The organism is Methylobacter sp. BBA5.1, from assembly GCF_000746145.1.
Classification (GTDB): Bacteria; Pseudomonadota; Gammaproteobacteria; order Methylococcales; family Methylomonadaceae; genus Methylobacter; species Methylobacter marinus.
Genome location: NZ_JQKS01000001.1, coordinates 174,160 through 189,590 on the forward strand (window position 1 = coordinate 174,160; position 15,431 = coordinate 189,590).

14 protein-coding genes are annotated in these 15,431 nt (G+C 54.8%); all 14 read right to left on the minus strand.

Annotation, left to right across the window (positions count from 1 at the left end):
* Nucleotides 1–41: 41 nt before the first annotated feature.
* The gene (locus EK22_RS00765) at nucleotides 42–1,070 is read right to left on the minus strand and encodes a M35 family metallo-endopeptidase (RefSeq protein WP_036247066.1); all 1,029 of its coding nucleotides are present in this window, start codon (nucleotides 1,068–1,070) and stop codon (nucleotides 42–44) included.
* A 124-nt stretch (nucleotides 1,071–1,194) separates the two neighbouring features.
* Complete coding sequence (gene tssH, locus EK22_RS00770) at nucleotides 1,195–3,927, minus strand: type VI secretion system ATPase TssH (protein ID WP_036247068.1); 2,733 nt, start codon at nucleotides 3,925–3,927, stop codon at nucleotides 1,195–1,197.
* A gap of 56 nt (nucleotides 3,928–3,983) precedes the next feature.
* On the minus strand, nucleotides 3,984–4,997 hold the full coding sequence (tssG, locus tag EK22_RS00775) for a type VI secretion system baseplate subunit TssG (RefSeq protein ID WP_027146928.1): 1,014 nt from the start codon (nucleotides 4,995–4,997) through the stop codon (nucleotides 3,984–3,986).
* Complete coding sequence (gene tssF / locus EK22_RS00780) at nucleotides 4,961–6,838, minus strand: type VI secretion system baseplate subunit TssF (protein ID WP_036247069.1); 1,878 nt, start codon at nucleotides 6,836–6,838, stop codon at nucleotides 4,961–4,963. Before tssF ends, tssG begins: the two co-directional genes overlap by 37 nt.
* Before the next feature lie 2 nt (nucleotides 6,839–6,840).
* Entirely contained in the window at nucleotides 6,841–7,344 is a 504-nt protein-coding gene (gene tssE / locus EK22_RS00785) for a type VI secretion system baseplate subunit TssE (protein WP_020157158.1), read from the minus strand.
* Between the two features lie 34 nt (nucleotides 7,345–7,378).
* Complete coding sequence (locus EK22_RS00790) at nucleotides 7,379–7,771, minus strand: hypothetical protein (protein ID WP_036247070.1); 393 nt, start codon at nucleotides 7,769–7,771, stop codon at nucleotides 7,379–7,381.
* 14 nt (nucleotides 7,772–7,785) lie between these two features.
* Nucleotides 7,786–8,112: a hypothetical protein gene (locus tag EK22_RS00795; RefSeq protein ID WP_152564971.1), complete on the minus strand. Its 327-nt coding sequence runs from the start codon at nucleotides 8,110–8,112 to the stop codon at nucleotides 7,786–7,788.
* Between the two features lie 34 nt (nucleotides 8,113–8,146).
* Nucleotides 8,147–9,157, minus strand: coding sequence for a M35 family metallo-endopeptidase (locus EK22_RS00800; RefSeq protein WP_036247071.1), 1,011 nt, complete (start codon nucleotides 9,155–9,157; stop codon nucleotides 8,147–8,149).
* A gap of 29 nt (nucleotides 9,158–9,186) precedes the next feature.
* Nucleotides 9,187–9,981: a type VI secretion system accessory protein TagJ gene (locus EK22_RS00805; protein ID WP_020157162.1), complete on the minus strand. Its 795-nt coding sequence runs from the start codon at nucleotides 9,979–9,981 to the stop codon at nucleotides 9,187–9,189.
* Nucleotides 9,982–10,078: 97 nt separating this feature from the next.
* A complete protein-coding gene (locus tag EK22_RS00810; RefSeq protein WP_020157163.1) occupies nucleotides 10,079–10,564 on the minus strand; it encodes an Hcp family type VI secretion system effector in 486 nt (161 codons plus the stop codon).
* A 96-nt stretch (nucleotides 10,565–10,660) separates the two neighbouring features.
* Nucleotides 10,661–12,157 carry a type VI secretion system contractile sheath large subunit gene (gene tssC / locus EK22_RS00815; RefSeq protein ID WP_020157164.1) on the minus strand — a complete coding sequence of 499 codons (1,497 nt, stop codon included), beginning with the start codon at nucleotides 12,155–12,157 and terminating at the stop codon, nucleotides 10,661–10,663.
* A gap of 3 nt (nucleotides 12,158–12,160) precedes the next feature.
* Nucleotides 12,161–12,691, minus strand: a complete 531-nt coding sequence (gene tssB / locus EK22_RS00820) for a type VI secretion system contractile sheath small subunit (protein ID WP_020157165.1) — start codon at nucleotides 12,689–12,691, stop codon at nucleotides 12,161–12,163.
* A gap of 51 nt (nucleotides 12,692–12,742) precedes the next feature.
* Nucleotides 12,743–13,798 (minus strand): type VI secretion system protein TssA, encoded by a 1,056-nt coding sequence (tssA, locus tag EK22_RS00825; protein WP_036247072.1) that lies wholly within the window; start codon nucleotides 13,796–13,798, stop codon nucleotides 12,743–12,745.
* 89 nt (nucleotides 13,799–13,887) lie between these two features.
* A complete protein-coding gene (tagF, locus tag EK22_RS23435) occupies nucleotides 13,888–15,429 on the minus strand; it encodes a type VI secretion system-associated protein TagF (protein ID WP_081917709.1) in 1,542 nt (513 codons plus the stop codon).
* Nucleotides 15,430–15,431: the final 2 nt, after the last annotated feature.

The window sequence follows — 15,431 nt, forward strand, 5'->3', positions numbered from 1 at the left end:
GCACTAAACCGATCCAGATTCAACTGACTGCGTAACATCAGTTATTTAAGAAAACTGTTTCGGTCGGACTCCGGCATGTAGCCGGCCAGATCCACGGCAAAACAGGCCCAACTATCGGCATTATCGATGGCTTTTGCATAAGGCAATTTCGCTTTGTCCGGCTTTAATCCTTGATGCCTGTACTTATGATCCTTGGTTTTGATCTCGTGATGAGAAAACTCATGGATAATGGTTCGGGCGCAGGTCCAAAGATTTCCACTCCGGTTGGCCAGTTCGGTAAATGCCCCTTCTATATAAATAATCGGAAATCCGCCTCCCTCGCCGCCTGGTATCGCGCCGCCCATAAGCGTGTTTCTGCGGGTACGCCAATCAGGATAATCGGTAAAAACCAGCGTGTTTGAGTTACAGCAGTCGGTTATCTTTTTGAAGCCGTCACTCAATTTCGCGATGGCGCCGTTGAGTTCTGTTTCCCCGCAATCCTGATCCATAAACCAGCGCCGGATGATTTTTTTTGTGTTGTCATTTTTATCCGCGAGCTTTATTTTGCTGTCTTCGCATATCTTCAAGGCCAGGGAAAGCGCTGAACACATATTCTTCATGTCGGTTTCCGAAAACAGTTCCTCTTCCATGCTTAGCTTGGCTATAACCGATTCCTTGCCTCCCGTGATCTCATCAAAAATCCATCCTGCGTGTTGTTTCGGAGGCGAATAAATCCAGACATCCTGCCCACCCCGTTTTTGAGCTCGATATAAATGCTTGACGAATTTCAAGGCGGCAGCTCTGTCATTCAATCCGGCAAGATCATTCGTGTTGTTGGCCGCCTCATAAACAACGTCACCGCTTTTTTTGCCGCCAATGACAAATCTGATCAAGGCATTGGTTGTCTCGGATTTTATTTTTTTTCTTATCTTATCGGGCGTTTTGAAATGGGCGGAGCTAAACCCGTCCGATCCAAACAAGCATTTGATTTTCGCGTCCTCTTTTAAAAATTTTTGCCATTCCGGGCCTGTAAACTCCTTCTTTTCAATGACATCTTTCGCTTTTTTATATGCTTCAGTAAAAATTTTCATGTTTTATGCCTGCCGGATTCATTTATGCCGTAAATAGGACGAAGCCTGAAAGCGTCTGGAAAATTCCATGCCCCTGACATAACAGGTCTGGCAGGAGAACATTTTCCATCCACTAACCCCGGTTTCACTCAAACCCATAGCCAAACTCCCCGTCCTGCACGCTGACATGCACGCGCTCGATCGGCTTGCCTTCCATCATCCGATGCAGAAATTCCTGGCTGATTTTCGGCAACACGGTATTGGTCAGAATCGCGTCGATCATGCGGCCGCCGCTTTCCAGTTCCGTGCAGCGTTCGGCGATGAGCTTGACCACCTCGTCATCATAAGTAAACGGCACTTTATGGCTTTCGGCGATGCGCTTTCCGATACGGCCCAGTTGCAACCGGGCAATCGCCGCGATCATCTCGTCGCTGAGCGGATAATAAGGAATGACGACGACGCGTCCGAGCAAGGCCGGCGGGAACACTTTCAGCAAGGGTTCGCGCAGGGCTTTGGCGATGCCTTCGGGCTCGGGCATCAAATCAGGGTCCTTGCACAGGTTCATGATCATGTCCGTGCCCGCGTTCGTGGTCAGCAGAATCAAAGTATTCTTGAAATCGATGACCCGGCCCTCGCCGTCTTCCATCCAGCCCTTGTCGAAGACCTGGAAGAAGATCTCGTGCACGTCGGGATGGGCTTTTTCCACTTCGTCCAGCAGCACGACGCTGTAGGGACGGCGCCGGACCGCTTCGGTCAGGACGCCGCCTTCGCCGTAGCCGACATAACCCGGAGGCGCGCCTTTCAGGGTCGAGACGGTATGCGCTTCCTGGTATTCGCTCATGTTGATGGTGATGACGTTCTGCTCGCCGCCGTACAACGCTTCGGCCAGGGCCAGCGCCGTTTCGGTCTTGCCGACGCCGGAAGTGCCGGCCAGCATGAACACGCCTATGGGCTTGTTGGGATTGTCGAGGCCGGCGCGCGAGGTCTGGATGCGCCTGGCGATCATGTCCAGCGCATGGCGTTGACCGATGATGCGCTGTTCGAGGTTATCGGCCAGGTTCAGGATGGTTTCGATTTCGTTCTTGACCATGCGGCCGACCGGGATGCCGGTCCAGTCGCCGACCACGGACGCGACGGCTTGCGCATCGACGCTGGGCAGAATCAGCGGCGTCTCGCCTTGCAGTTCATGCAGCTTGGCCTGCAAGGCTGTTAGTTCCTCCAGCAGCTGCGCGCGCGGCACATCGGCCGTTGCCGGGGCGGTTTCGGTTTCGGCGATCCGGTCGGCGGCTTTTTCCAGCGGACTGTCCGTGCCTTCCACCTTGCCGGTCTGATCGCGCAGCTGACTGCGGATATCGAGTATGCTCTTGACCAGCTCGCGCTCGGCATTCCAGCGCGCTTCCAGTTTGCTCAAACGGCCTTTTTCCATGCCGAGTTTTTCGGCCGCGAGTTTTTCGCGGTCCTTGATATCGACCCCGACCGCTTTTTCGCGGCCGATAATGGCCAGCTCGGTTTCCAGCGCGGCGATGCGTTTGCGGCAATCGTCCACCTCGGCCGGCACGGCATGCTGGCTGATCGCGACGCGAGCCGAAGCCGTATCGAGCAGGCTGACCGATTTATCGGGCAACTGGCGGGCCGGAATGTAGCGATGCGACAACCTGACCGCCGCTTCCAGCGCCTCGTCGAGCACCTGCACCTGATGGTGTTTTTCCATGACCGACGCCACGCCGCGCATCATCAGAATGGCTTTTTCCTCGCTGGGCTCGTGGACCTGCACAACTTGGAACCGGCGCGTCAAGGCCGGGTCCTTTTCGATATGTTTCTTGTATTCGGCCCAGGTCGTCGCCGCCACCGTGCGCAAGGTGCCGCGCGCCAGAGCCGGTTTCAGCAGGTTGGCCGCGTCGCCGGTGCCGGCCGCGCCGCCGGCGCCGACCAGCGTATGGGCTTCATCGATGAACAGGATGATCGGCTTTTCCGATGACTGAACTTCTTCTATGACCTGGCGCAGGCGGTTTTCGAACTCGCCCTTCATGCTGGCGCCGGCCTGCAGCAAACCGACATCAAGCGTGCGCAGCGATACATCGCGCAAGGACGGCGGTACGTCGCCGGCGACGATTTTCTGGGCGAAGCCTTCGACCACGGCCGTCTTGCCGACACCGGCCTCGCCGGTCAGGATCGGGTTGTTCTGGCGTCGGCGCATCAGGATGTCGATAACCTGGCGGATTTCCTCGTCACGCCCGACGATCGGGTCCATTTTGCCCTGCCGCGCCTGCTCGGTCAGGTCGACGGTAAACTGCTTCAGCGCTTCCTGCTTGCCCATCTGCGCCGGCGACATGGCGCCGCTGGCTTCGCCCGGCACGGCGCCGCCGCCGACCTGAAAGCCGTCGCTGGCGTGCAGGCCTTCTTCCGGCGAACCGCTGACGATTTCAGCGAAACGCTCGGTCAGGGTATCGGGCTTGATCTTGTCGAATTCCCTGGAGATGCTTTGCAGGGCATGCGTCAGGCCCTTGGTTTTCAGGATGCCGACGACCAGATGGCCCGAGCGGACTTGCGATTCGCCGAACATCAGCGTGCCGAAAACCCAGCCGCGCTCGACCGCTTCCTCGACGTGCGAGGACAGGTCGGAAATGGACGTGGAGCCTCGGGGCAGCCGGTCGAGCGCATCGGTGAAGTCCTTGGCCAGCCGGGATGGGTCGAGATTGAACTGGCGGATGATCTTATGCAGATCGGAATCCTGCAGCTGCAGAATCTGATGCAGCCAATGCACCAGCTCCACATAAGGATTGCCGCGCATCTTGCAAAATACCGTTGCGCCTTCTATCGCTTTGTAACATACGCTGTTCAGCTTCCCGAACAGTGCCACACGACTGATGTCGGTCATTTTTCCCCCCTAGTAAATTTTGTTTTTTATTGTGCTTTGCGCTGCGTTCGGCTGTTTTATAAAGGATTCAGCATCAAATCGTCAGCGTCCGTATTCTCGTGCCGGTCGCCCAGCCAACTGGTCCAGCCCAGGCCTGTCTGCCCATCCAGACAGGTGCCGGGCACTTGTTCTTTTTTCAGGACCAGATTGACATCCCAGACCAGTTCATCGCCTATGTAATTGCGGACTACCGCGATCAGTTGCCCGATACGGTTACCGGTCGGCAACAGACTCTGGTATTCCGGCAAGCTCAGCGGGCCGAAGCGGATGCGGAATTTATGCTGGCACGCCCAGACCCGTGAACCCAGAATCGCCGATACGCCCAGCTCGCCCGTGCGCGGCGTCTCGCCCAGCCGCGTCAGATCGGAATCCTGAATATCCAGCCATTCGCCGACAAATTCCTCGATGGTGACGGGCAATCTGAAATAGTCCGCCAGCAGCGCCCGCAGCCCTTCGGCATTCTTGGCCTGACTGGACAAATAACCGGCATAGTAGAACTTGGCCAGGTCGGGCATGGCATCACGCTCACGCAGGGATTCCAGGCCCAGGCCCGCCAGCGAGCCGACATAGCCGGAAAACCGGTCAGACTCGGGCCGGTCGAAACTGACGGCCGGCTCGGTATCGGCCCAGGCGCGATAGAACAGGCACATCATGCGATGATGGAATATGTCGGCAAAACGCGCCAAGGTATGGTCGCGGTAATGATAAATTCTTTCGCGAACGTATTCGGTCAGGTGCAGGGGCAACGGTCCGTTGGTGCCGAACAGGCCCAAAAAGCGCCCCGTCAGGCGCGGCGGACGCCCGTCCTTGCCCGGCGTGTACGCGCTGAGCGTGGAGGACTCGAAGGTCAGCGAAACTTCCTGCCCCAGCCTGACCGGATCATCGGCGGGCCTGGCCGAACGGCCCAGCCGCGGTTTATCCTTGTAGGCGCATTCCATAAGGCGCAGCAACTGGAAAAAGCCGTATTTATACGGCTCCCTGCCTAGCGATGCTTCTAGATCAGATGACGCTGCCCGATTCTCGTCGGCCATCGCATTACCTCGCCCCGGTCACTGGTTTTCAACACCATTTCCGTAAATGAATTAATAGACACATATTGCGCAAAAAACCGCTCCAGCACCGTCCCCAGCAAAAACACACCGCTGCCTTCAAAGGCGGCTTCATCGACATTGACCGATACTTCCAGGCCGCGCCCGAACACGATCGGCCCCTTGGTATTGATGCGCCGGACGATGGATTTGGATTGAATCGACAACACCCCTTCTATTTGCTTGCGAAAACCCGCATCGCTGTTTTCGCCATATAATGACAGCAGATTCCGGAACGCCATGGCGCCTTCTTTGTCGTTGTTATCGACGATCGTCAGATAGTTCAGCGACAGATGGCTGATCAGTTTCCATGCCGTATCCTTATGGGCGTTGGACGGACGCGGCCGGGTCGGACCTGACAGGCAGCGTATCGACTGAACCGGCGCGCCGGTCTGAATGGTAAAATCGGTCGTTCCGACGCCAATCGGCAATTGCAGCGGCAAGTCGCGATTCGTGCACAGCGTGGCAAGACCGAGCTGCCTCAGATCGCTTTTAAACGGCGCCTCATTGGCATCCACCAGGGAAATATATATTTCATTGCCGGTGTAGCTGGAGCGCGGCCCGTATTGTCGCTGCTTGGACGAAACGACGCGCGGCGACCGGATCAGGGTATAGTAAGCCCGTTTACGCTTGTGACTGGCATCGGCGCTGGCCTGATAAAAGGGCAAAAATTCCTGCTTGTCATCGGCCGTGCTGCCATAGCCCGTGACTTCGGTCACTTGATAAACCTCGTAATCCAATGGCCGGGTCCGGTCGGGAACGACATGGTATTCGGCGTTCTGGTTGGTCAAATGGATTCGGTCGGTTCGTTTGGGAAAGACATTGATGGCCGGCGAGCAGAACAAGGCAAAGCGTGAGGCATCAATCGAATTGATCAACTGAGGGTTGCTGCGGTTGAGCAGGATGATGATATCCAGCTCGCTGTCGGGGCATTGCCGAACCGCCTCCTGCAACTGCGTCAATTCGACGAACATGAAACGCTCGGGAAAGGCAAAATATTCCTGCAATAACCGGTAGCCCTGGAAGGAACGCGAGACATACGGCAACAGCGCCTGATTGTCTTCAAAGCCCAAGGGCCGGACACCGGCGTGCCTGATCACTTGTTGCCAGGCGACCGGCCGTTGCGTGGGCTGCACCACCACGCCAATGGCATTGGCCAGCATCTGCTCGTAAATCCGCATGGGCAATTCACCCACGCCGCGCAGGTAAAGCGGCAGATGATCCAGTGCGATCTGGTTGAATTTCAGTCCCGCCGTCGTTCTCAGGCGCAACCGAATGCCGGCTTTCAGCCCGGGCAGGCTGGGTGCGCCGATATTGGCGACGGCACCGGCGCCGGCCAGATACTCGGCTTCCACCAGTTCCAGGGGCCACAGAGTCAAATCGTGCGCGGTACGGTATTCGCAAGCGGTCTGCTCGCCCTTGCCGATCTGGCTGCGCAAAGAAGTGTTCCTGGGAATCGGAAAGCCTTCATTGAGCGCCCCTTCCGACAAATCCGGCTGAAACTGCACGACCGTCATGGAGGGCGTGGGCGCCAGATAATGCGGATAGACTATGTCCAGCAAATGCTGGGTGAAACGGGGAAACTCCGCATCGACCTTGAGCTGGACGCGCGCCGCCATGAAAGCGAACCCTTCCAGCAGACGTTCGACGTAAGGGTCCGCGCATTCGAATTCGTCCAGGCCCAGTCTGCCGGCAATTTTAGGGAATTCACGCGCAAACTCGCCGCCCATTTCACGGATGTGCTGCAGTTCGCGGTGATAGTATTTCAGTAATCGAGGGTCCATAACTAGCCGCCTCTATCCATAATTTCCATGTTGCCCGTCTCAAGATCGAGTTCTGTTCTAAGGTAGAGTCGCAACGGCAGGGGTTGCGCCCAAAGGTCGCCTTCTATGTCGAAGGACATGGCGTTATGATTCATCTGGTCTTCCGACGCGGTTACCGTGACCTTGACCGAATCGCGCAGGATGCGCGGTTCAAAATCCCAAATGGCCTGACGGACGCGGCGCTCAATTTCCAGCACATCGGCGCCCGATAACGTCGTGCCGGCCAGATCCGGAATGCCGTAATTGATTACCGAGCCCGCGACCAGAGGCAAGCCGGCAAAATCCTCGACCGCATCGAGACTACCGGTATTCAGCAGCCAGCCCATGTCCCGCAATACCCCCTGCCGCAGGCGGCTCAGCGACAGGACGCGCTGGTCGCGCGATTCCTGCGTTTTATCGGGCGCATCGTCGGTTAACCGGTCAAGGAGCGAGGGCTGTAAACGTTCTTTCTGGGTAAGTTCGGCCATGGTTTTTATTTGTCGTCCCGTGCAAATGCGGCGGTCATTCCGGCTTAACGGTGCGTGTCGGTAAATCGACGATGAAGCGTTCGCCATTCTCGTTTTCAATCAGCAGGGTGCGGTTGTCTTTGGACTCGATGCGCGTAATAAACAGGTCCTGCTTGTCATCTTCCATATCGCCGTCATACCGCACATCGTAAATCTTCAATACCCACAACTCCTGGCCGCTGTTTTCGTCAATCGCGGCGATGTAACCACCGTTTTGATCAAGCTCGCGTATTCTGCCCCAGGGTACCGCTTCATAACGCACCTGCCCGATGGTGACCGGCGCGGCAGCGGCAGGCCCTGCACGTTTTTTCGATATTTCCCCGGCCAGCACGGCGCTGTCATTGAGCAGTAACAGCAATAAACCGCCTAGCGCCAAATATCTGAACATACCGACTCTCCCCATCAGGCCGGACTGACGCTTTTATCGGTCAGATCAACATAATATTTCTGATTGCGTTCGTTTTTAACCGATAAACGCTGCTTCCTGAACCAGCCGAGCCGCATATCGGTGATAAAGACATCCTGCTTGTCGTCTTCCATGTCATCGTCATAAGGTACGTCGTACACTTTCAACAACCACAACTCCTGGCCGCTGTTGTCGTCGTAGGCGGCAATATAGCCGCCGTTCTGTTCCAGCCCCCTGGCTTTTCCCCAATGCACGGCTTCATAACGCACACCGTTATGGCTGACCGGTTTGACAGGCTCCGGTCCCTTCCTTTTTTTTTCCATCGCGCCCTCGTTACCCATAAAAGTGAGACACCGGTCAGGCCAGAACCCTGCCGGAATCGGAATTCGATAGTTTGCCAGCCAGATCAGTGGCAAAGTAAGCCCAGGTGTCGGCGTTTTCCAGGGCTTTACTATACGGCAGCCCGCCCATCGAAGGCTTCAAGCCATCGCTATCGTAACGATGGTCCCGGGTGTTGACCGCGCGATGCGATAATTCATGAATGATGGTCAATGCGCACATCCATAGCTTGCCGCTGTTGCCCGATTTCAAGAAAGCGCCTTGCAGGTAAATGACTTCCAGCGGTTCGGTTTTATAGACAAAAGCCCAATCCTTCCAGCCGCCCTTGTTGCGGTCTAGCGGTTCATCCGAGAAAATCAGCTTATTGGAATTGGCAACGTTGGCTATTTTCTGGAAGCCGGTTTTCAGTTTCTCAGTGGCTTCATTAATTTGCTGATCGGTCGTGTTTTCATCCGCGAACCATTTGCGAATGATTTTTTTGCTATCGTCTTTCGCATCGCCCAACTTGGCGACCACGTTCAAAGACCAGTTCAATGCCAACAGCAGCGCCTCGCCCATGATTTTCCTTTCGCCCGCCGAGTAGACTTCCTTAGCCTTGCCCAACCGGGCAACCATGGTTTTTTCAGGCGGTTTGATCTCGTCATAGATCCACTGTGCAAACGCCTTGGGTGGCGAATACACCCACACATCCTGCGCGCCTCTTTGCTTGGCCAGATAAAAATGATACAGCATCTTCAATGTCGCCGCCCGGTCCTCCAGCTTTCCCGCCGAGGCCGTATTTTTGCTCGCCTCGACAAATTTTTCGCCTCCGCCGCCGACAAAGAATGCCACCAGGGTGTGATGGCTGGCGTCATTGATTTTCTTGCGTATTTTATCCAGACCGTCCGCCTGTGTTGAATCCGGGCCGTCCGGCTTAAGCAATTCCTTGACCCGAGCCTGATTTTGCAGAAACCCCTGCCAATCGTCGGCAAACTTTTGTGCCGTTATCACATGCAGCGCTTTTTCGTATGCTTCGGAAAATTTTTTCACGCTATTTTTCTCAATGACTCAAACCGGCATCAATCGGCATTGAACTTGATTTCGCGAATATCCATCACCGCATAGTCGTTTTCATCCGTGCTCAGCAGGCGCTGACCCAGGCCGATGAAAGTCTCTTCCGCCTGTTCCTGCCATTGAGTCTTGCGTGCCAGGCGTATTGCCGAGTCATCGGCGGTTTCCGAGCCCGGATAACGCGTGGGAATCAAGCCGAAGGCTTCGCCGCCGTTGGCCCAGATAAAATGCGCCGGCATCCAGGCAAAATCACGCAGATCGGCAGGTGCCTCAATGTGAATCTCGCGAATCTGGTTAAAGGGAACCCAGTAGTAACGGCCGTTGACCACCGTTTCCAGCATAGGGCCTAGTCGGGTATCGGCGTCCGCGATCCAGTTAAAGGCCGTGCCGTCGATTGTTCCGGGTGTAGCGGGAGCCAGTTCGAAAGCCTGATCGCGCAGATTTCGCGCTTCAGCGAAACGATTATCCGCGATCAGCTTGAGCGCTTCCTGCAATAGTGCGATCCACTGCGCGGGCTCGCCAAAAACCACCGGCGTTTTACGGCCGGCGAAGATATCCTTGCGCAAGACCTCGCAACGAATCGCCTCTCTATAGGTCTGTACCATGGGAAGATTCGCGGCATCAAGATCGCCCGCCACAGTCAACTGCGTCAGTGCGCGATCCCATTCGCCGAGAATAACCAAAAGTTGGAATAGAAATGTTCTGAGTTTAGGATTGGCAGGATCTTTACGAACCTGGTTCTGGAGTTCAACCAGCGCTTCCTGAAGCTGGCCTTCCTGTAAATGCTGTTCCGCAAGCTTCATAAATTTGCTCTGCTTTTAAAAAAACGCTTTGGATTTTTATTATTTGAGCCATGAAAGACGCGAAGAAGGCATTGCACCTTCTTCGCATTCCATCGCTTTAGATTTTAACGTTTTCGGCGATATTCCATTTCGTTTCGATTGCACCGCCGTCTTTCGAACCGTCCGCTTTTTGCGGCTGATAGGCGTATTCGAACTGAGCGAAGTTCAGCGTGACGTTTTCTGTCAATCGGTCCTCGCCGCCGCTGCCGCCAGTGCTGACGGAAGTAACAAGCACTTCCTTCAATTTAATAACGATATATTCCAAAGGCGTTTCTCCGGCTTTACGAACAACCAGCGTCGCTTCCGGATAATGCTTGCCGTTGCAGCAAGCCATCATTAAAGGCGAGGAGGATTTATCAACATATTTGGTAAACGATATATCCTGTACGCTGACTTTGCCCGCGCCTCCGCCTCCGCCTGTATGTGTGGTGCCCGATTGCGACATCCCCCAGCTCCAGGCCAAAACGTCAATCTCATCCTTATGAGTTTTGTCGCGCGATTCACCTTTGATATCGCCGATTTTAATAAACATATCTACAGCCATTTGTCTCTCCTTTTATTTACTTTAAGACATCAAAAAAAAGCCAGAAGCGTCGTCCTTAATAAGTGCTAGGCTCCATGACTCGTAAGCACCAAAATACTATCCGCCTTTCGCGGAGGGCAGTTTGGAAACCAATCGCAACGACACTGTCAGACCTTCCAACTGATAGTGCGGGCGAAGAAAAAACTTGGACGAGTAATACCCGGGATTTCCCTCTATCTCCTCGACAACAACCTCGGCGGCCGCCAGCGGCTTTTGCGCTTTAGTTGTTTCGCTGGAGTTTGCCGGATCGCCATCCACATATTTCAAGATCCAGTCATTAAGCCAGCGCTCCATATCTTCTCTTTCCTTGAAAGAGCCGACCTTATCCCGCACAATGCATTTCAGGTAATGCGCAAAACGGCAGGTCGCGAACAGATAAGGCAGGCGGGCCGCAAGGTTGGCATTCGCCGTGGCATCCGGATCATCATATTCAGCCGGCTTATTCAAAGATTGCGCACCGATGAATGCGGCGAAGTCGGAGTTCTTTTTATGCACCAGCGGCATAAAGCCCGATTTGGCCAGTTCCGCTTCGCGGCGGTCGCTGATAGCGATTTCGGTTGGGCATTTCATGTCCACGCCGCCGTCATCGGTCGGGAAAGAATGCACGGGCAGATTTTCCACCGCGCCGCCCGATTCAATGCCGCGGATTCTGGAGCACCAGCCGTACAGCTTGAACGACCGGTTGATATTGGTCGCCATGGCATAGGCGGCATTCGACCAGGCGTAATTGCTGCTGTTGGCCGACTCGGTATCTTCTTCGAAATCGAACTCATCGACCGGGTCGGTTTTGGACCCGTACGGCAGACGGGACAGGAAACGCGGCATGGCCAGGCCGATGTACTTGGAATCGTCCGATTCGCGCAATGAGCGCCACGCCGCATAATCGGGCGTCGAGAATATTTTCGTCAGGTCGCGCGGATTGGCCAGTTCGCCCCATGAATCCATCTGCAGCGTCGAAGGCGAGACACCGGCAATGAACGGCGCATGCGAAGCGGCGGAAATCTGTGCTATCTGGGACAACAATTCGACATCCTGCGGCGAATGGTCAAAGTAATAATCGCCCATCAGGCAGCCGAACGGTTCGCCGCCGAACTGGCCGTATTCTTCTTCATAAAGCTTCTTGAACAGCGGACTTTGGTCCCAGGCCGTGCCTTTGAATTTCTTCAGCGTCTTGCCCAGCTCCTTTTTCGTGATGTTCATGACCCTGATTTTCAGCTGCTCATCGGTTTCGGTATTGTTAACCATATAATGCAGGCCGCGCCATGAACCTTCCAGCTTCTGAAAATCTTCATGGTGCAGGATCAGGTTAACCTGTTCGGTCAGCTTTTTGTCGATTTGCGCGATGATGGCTTCTATCGAATTGATGGCGTCTTCCGAAACGATGGACGCATCTTTCAAGACGTATTCGGCCAGGGTCTGAACCGCGTTCTCAACCTCTGCCTTGGCGCGGTCCGACTTGGGCTTGAACTCCTTGTTCAGCAAGGATGAAAAATCGCTGGTTTCCTGTACCTGCGTTCCCGCCTGAGCTTCTGGTGCGCTTGCTACTTCAGTCATGGCTTATTCTCCTGCGTCCTGGTTTTCTGATGCAGGTTCGGCATCCGGCTTAGGCGCCGCGACCAGCGATTGCAACAAGGCGGGATCGTTGATGGCTTTGGCGATCAATTCTTCCGCGCCGCCCTTGCCGTCCATATAGGTCACCAGATTGGCCAGTTGCGTTCTGGCATCCAGCAGTTTATTGAGTCCCTCCACTTTTCTGGCTACAGCTGCGGGAGAAAAATCGTCCATGCTCTGAAAAGTGATATCCACGTTCAGATTGCCTTCGCCCGTAATGGTATTCGGCACATTGAATGCCACTCTCGGCTTCATGGATTTCAAGCGTTCATCGAAATTGTCGACGTCGATTTCCAGCAGCTTGCGCTCGGCGACCGGAGCCAGAGGCTCGGCGGGATTTCCTGATAGATCGGCTAGCACGCCCATCACAAACGGCAACTGAATTTTCTTTTCCGCTCCGTATAATTCGACGTCGTATTCGATCTGGACTCTTGGCGCACGATTGCGTGCGATAAACTTTTGACTACTTTGTGCCATTTAATAATGCCCCTTAAATTTAACGTTTAAATTGCCAAACCTTACTTGATTTCAGTATTCATCTTCATCACGAATGCCCCTGATGACATTGGCCTGATCCAGGCCGTCAGGCGCGATATCCTTTAGTGCTTCCATAAAGCTTTTGCCAACCAGCCTCATACCGCGCTCTATGAAAATAGGCACCGGACTGGACGGTTCATTTTTCTTGTAGTACTCGCAGACCAGGTTCAGTGCGTTAAGTACATCGCGTGTATCGTTGATGGCGCCCGGCGCTGATTTTTTTTCAGCGGCAACAGGCACGGCTTTGCCGGCATCGTCGTCATTGGCGCTTTCAGCCTCGTCGGTAACGACCGTTTCTACGCCGCCTCGTGTTGCCAGCCAGTCCGTCAACAGCGCTCTGCTTTCCTTTAGCAGATTTCTCAAGTCGCCAAAGTTAGGCGCGTCATTGATGCCGACCTGCTCGGTGACAAAGCGCTCCAGGCCATTAAGGCTGTCAAGGCCGGCGCTGATTGCCTCGAATGTATGCTGAAGGTTTTCCGGATCGCTGTCCTGAACGGCGGCGTCTATTGTCGATGAGCTGATGCCGCTGTCGTTGTTGGCCACGGTTATTTTTCCCGTGGCAATAGAAACATCGCGCAGATTGAACCGGCCCAGGCCTTTTGATTCAATGAGTGGCGTTTGCTGAAGCGGACGCAGAATGGTCTCATGGTCGCACAAGGACATCAGAATATTGACCCGTTCGGTCGGGTCGTTGTCATCGTCCGGATCGAGTTGAGGGTAAATACTGTCCCAGCGCTGTTCGACCAGCGCCTTGATCAGGGATATGCCGTCGTTAAAGCCTGCGAAGCCTTCGGTTGCGATCAGGGCCCGCAGCAAACTGATCAGTACCCGCAGGTCCCGGGTACGGGTCAATAGCTGTTCCGCGCTTTTTCTTATTTCACGCCAGTTGGGCGGTTCCGCATCCTGAATGGTATCCCCGACCTGTTGCTCCGGCTTGCCCTTAATCGCCTGCTCAAGCGCAATAAAATCGGCATCGTATTCCAGATCATCGCCGCAGACGTTTTCCGGATCTATCGCTTCCAAATAACTTTCTAAATCGACAGCCAATGGCTCCCCCTGATTTTTTTTATTTTTTTATTATTGATGCAAACTCTATCACATCATCAAAGATGCTAAAACCCTATAGTTCTTAGCGTCTATATAATTTCCACGACCACCACCGAGACGTTATCGCGGGCGCCACGTTCCAGCGTCAGATCAATCAAGGCCTTTACACCGGACTCACAGGTAGAGTCATTAAGTATAGACTCAATTTCGTGAAAGCCGACCTCTTTATCCAATCCGTCGCTGCTAAGCAGGTAAATATCGCCCGGCAGCACTTCAACGATCTCGCAGTCCAGCACCAAATCATCGTCAGCGCCGATAGCGCGGGTAATGATATTGGACTGTTTCAGCGGTCTATCTGCAGGTATCAGTCCATTAACAGGATATTCCTCGGCACAGTGGTCCACGGTCAGCTGTGCCAGCTGCCGGCTCCTAAGCCGGTAAAGGCGGCTATCGCCGGCCCACAGACAGGCAAAATGCTTAACGCCCGCTATCAGCGCCACAACCGTACTGCCGATGATTTGTTTGTTAAACTGGCTTTCCGCCAGATCACGCAGATCTTCATTGACTTGCTTCAGGCAGGTGTCGGCTGTTTTTATCGAGGCATCCAGATCGTCTGAATATTCCAGATTGCCCAGGGCCTCGACAATCATCCGGCTCGCCACATCGCCGGCCTGATGACCGCCCATGCCGTCCGCTACCGCCCATATGCCGGCCTGGGGGCGATCCAGTATCGCATCTTCATTGCATTTTCGGCGCAGCCCGACATCGGTTCCGGCACAAGACCGCCATTTGAGTCCCGGTCCGCCATATATTAAACCGGCACTTCCGCTATTCGTGTGGCCGGTGCTGCGCCGGGGCGGCAGCGTCTTGTCCGGGTCAGCGTCTTCGGCGCTGCTTGACAAGGTGGTCGTGTCAAGCTGCCAGCCGCGGGACGACATATCGCCGGACAGCAGGCCGACGAACGCATTTACCGGCGGCAGACCATCGCAGCCAAACAGAAACGGCTTGATGTGCTCGCAGCCGAGTGTCGCCCACAAACTGTAGCCGGAGGTAAAAACATCGAGCAGATCGGTTTTGAAATCCGCCAGCGCCTCTTCAGCAGGGCCGGTATGATCAATGCCGATACATAGGGCCTTTTTCTCCGAATCGGTATTGCGCTGCAACGTTCTGTCGACGGTTCGCATATCCGGTTTCACCACTAAAGGCATACTGTTGAGCAAACCATCGAAATCGTTCAGGTCGAGATTTTCCTCCAACGCCGTCAGCGCGACTGACTCGACGGCCCCGTACCAATCGTTATTGGCCATGAACAGATCGGACAAATTGGCGCCAGTCGGCGCAGGCAATGCAACGGTCAACGGGAAATAACGCCCGACCCGGTCAACGCTGGGCATCAGCACGCCGATCCAGCCGGTATTGCCGCATAATCCCGGGCTCAATGCGAAACGCCAGACCGGACTGGAGAGATAGGCCTTCAACCAGTGCTGACCAAGATGCTGCTGACTCACGGCGATGGCACTTTGCAGCCATTTATCCCACGGCTGGATAAACTCGCGCGTAAGGCGACGGGAAACAAAATCACCAAGTACCGGTAATTTTCCATAAAACCCCGGAGCGGACAGGTTTTCCATAA

What these genes read in the sequence shown, in the direction of transcription:
- EK22_RS00810 (WP_020157163.1), bottom strand. Translation starts at nt 10,564, where the DNA reads ATGGCTGTAGATATGTTTATTAAAATCGGCGATATCAAAGGTGAATCG.
- tssG (WP_027146928.1), bottom strand. Translation starts at nt 4,997, where the DNA reads ATGGCCGACGAGAATCGGGCAGCGTCATCTGATCTAGAAGCATCGCTA.
- tagF (WP_081917709.1), bottom strand. Translation starts at nt 15,429, where the DNA reads ATGGAAAACCTGTCCGCTCCGGGGTTTTATGGAAAATTACCGGTACTT.
- EK22_RS00790 (WP_036247070.1), bottom strand. Translation starts at nt 7,771, where the DNA reads ATGTTCAGATATTTGGCGCTAGGCGGTTTATTGCTGTTACTGCTCAAT.
- tssH (WP_036247068.1), bottom strand. Translation starts at nt 3,927, where the DNA reads ATGACCGACATCAGTCGTGTGGCACTGTTCGGGAAGCTGAACAGCGTA.
- EK22_RS00805 (WP_020157162.1), bottom strand. Translation starts at nt 9,981, where the DNA reads ATGAAGCTTGCGGAACAGCATTTACAGGAAGGCCAGCTTCAGGAAGCG.
- tssF (WP_036247069.1), bottom strand. Translation starts at nt 6,838, where the DNA reads ATGGACCCTCGATTACTGAAATACTATCACCGCGAACTGCAGCACATC.
- tssB (WP_020157165.1), bottom strand. Translation starts at nt 12,691, where the DNA reads ATGGCACAAAGTAGTCAAAAGTTTATCGCACGCAATCGTGCGCCAAGA.
- tssC (WP_020157164.1), bottom strand. Translation starts at nt 12,157, where the DNA reads ATGACTGAAGTAGCAAGCGCACCAGAAGCTCAGGCGGGAACGCAGGTA.
- tssE (WP_020157158.1), bottom strand. Translation starts at nt 7,344, where the DNA reads ATGGCCGAACTTACCCAGAAAGAACGTTTACAGCCCTCGCTCCTTGAC.
- EK22_RS00795 (WP_152564971.1), bottom strand. Translation starts at nt 8,112, where the DNA reads ATGGAAAAAAAAAGGAAGGGACCGGAGCCTGTCAAACCGGTCAGCCAT.
- EK22_RS00765 (WP_036247066.1), bottom strand. Translation starts at nt 1,070, where the DNA reads ATGAAAATTTTTACTGAAGCATATAAAAAAGCGAAAGATGTCATTGAA.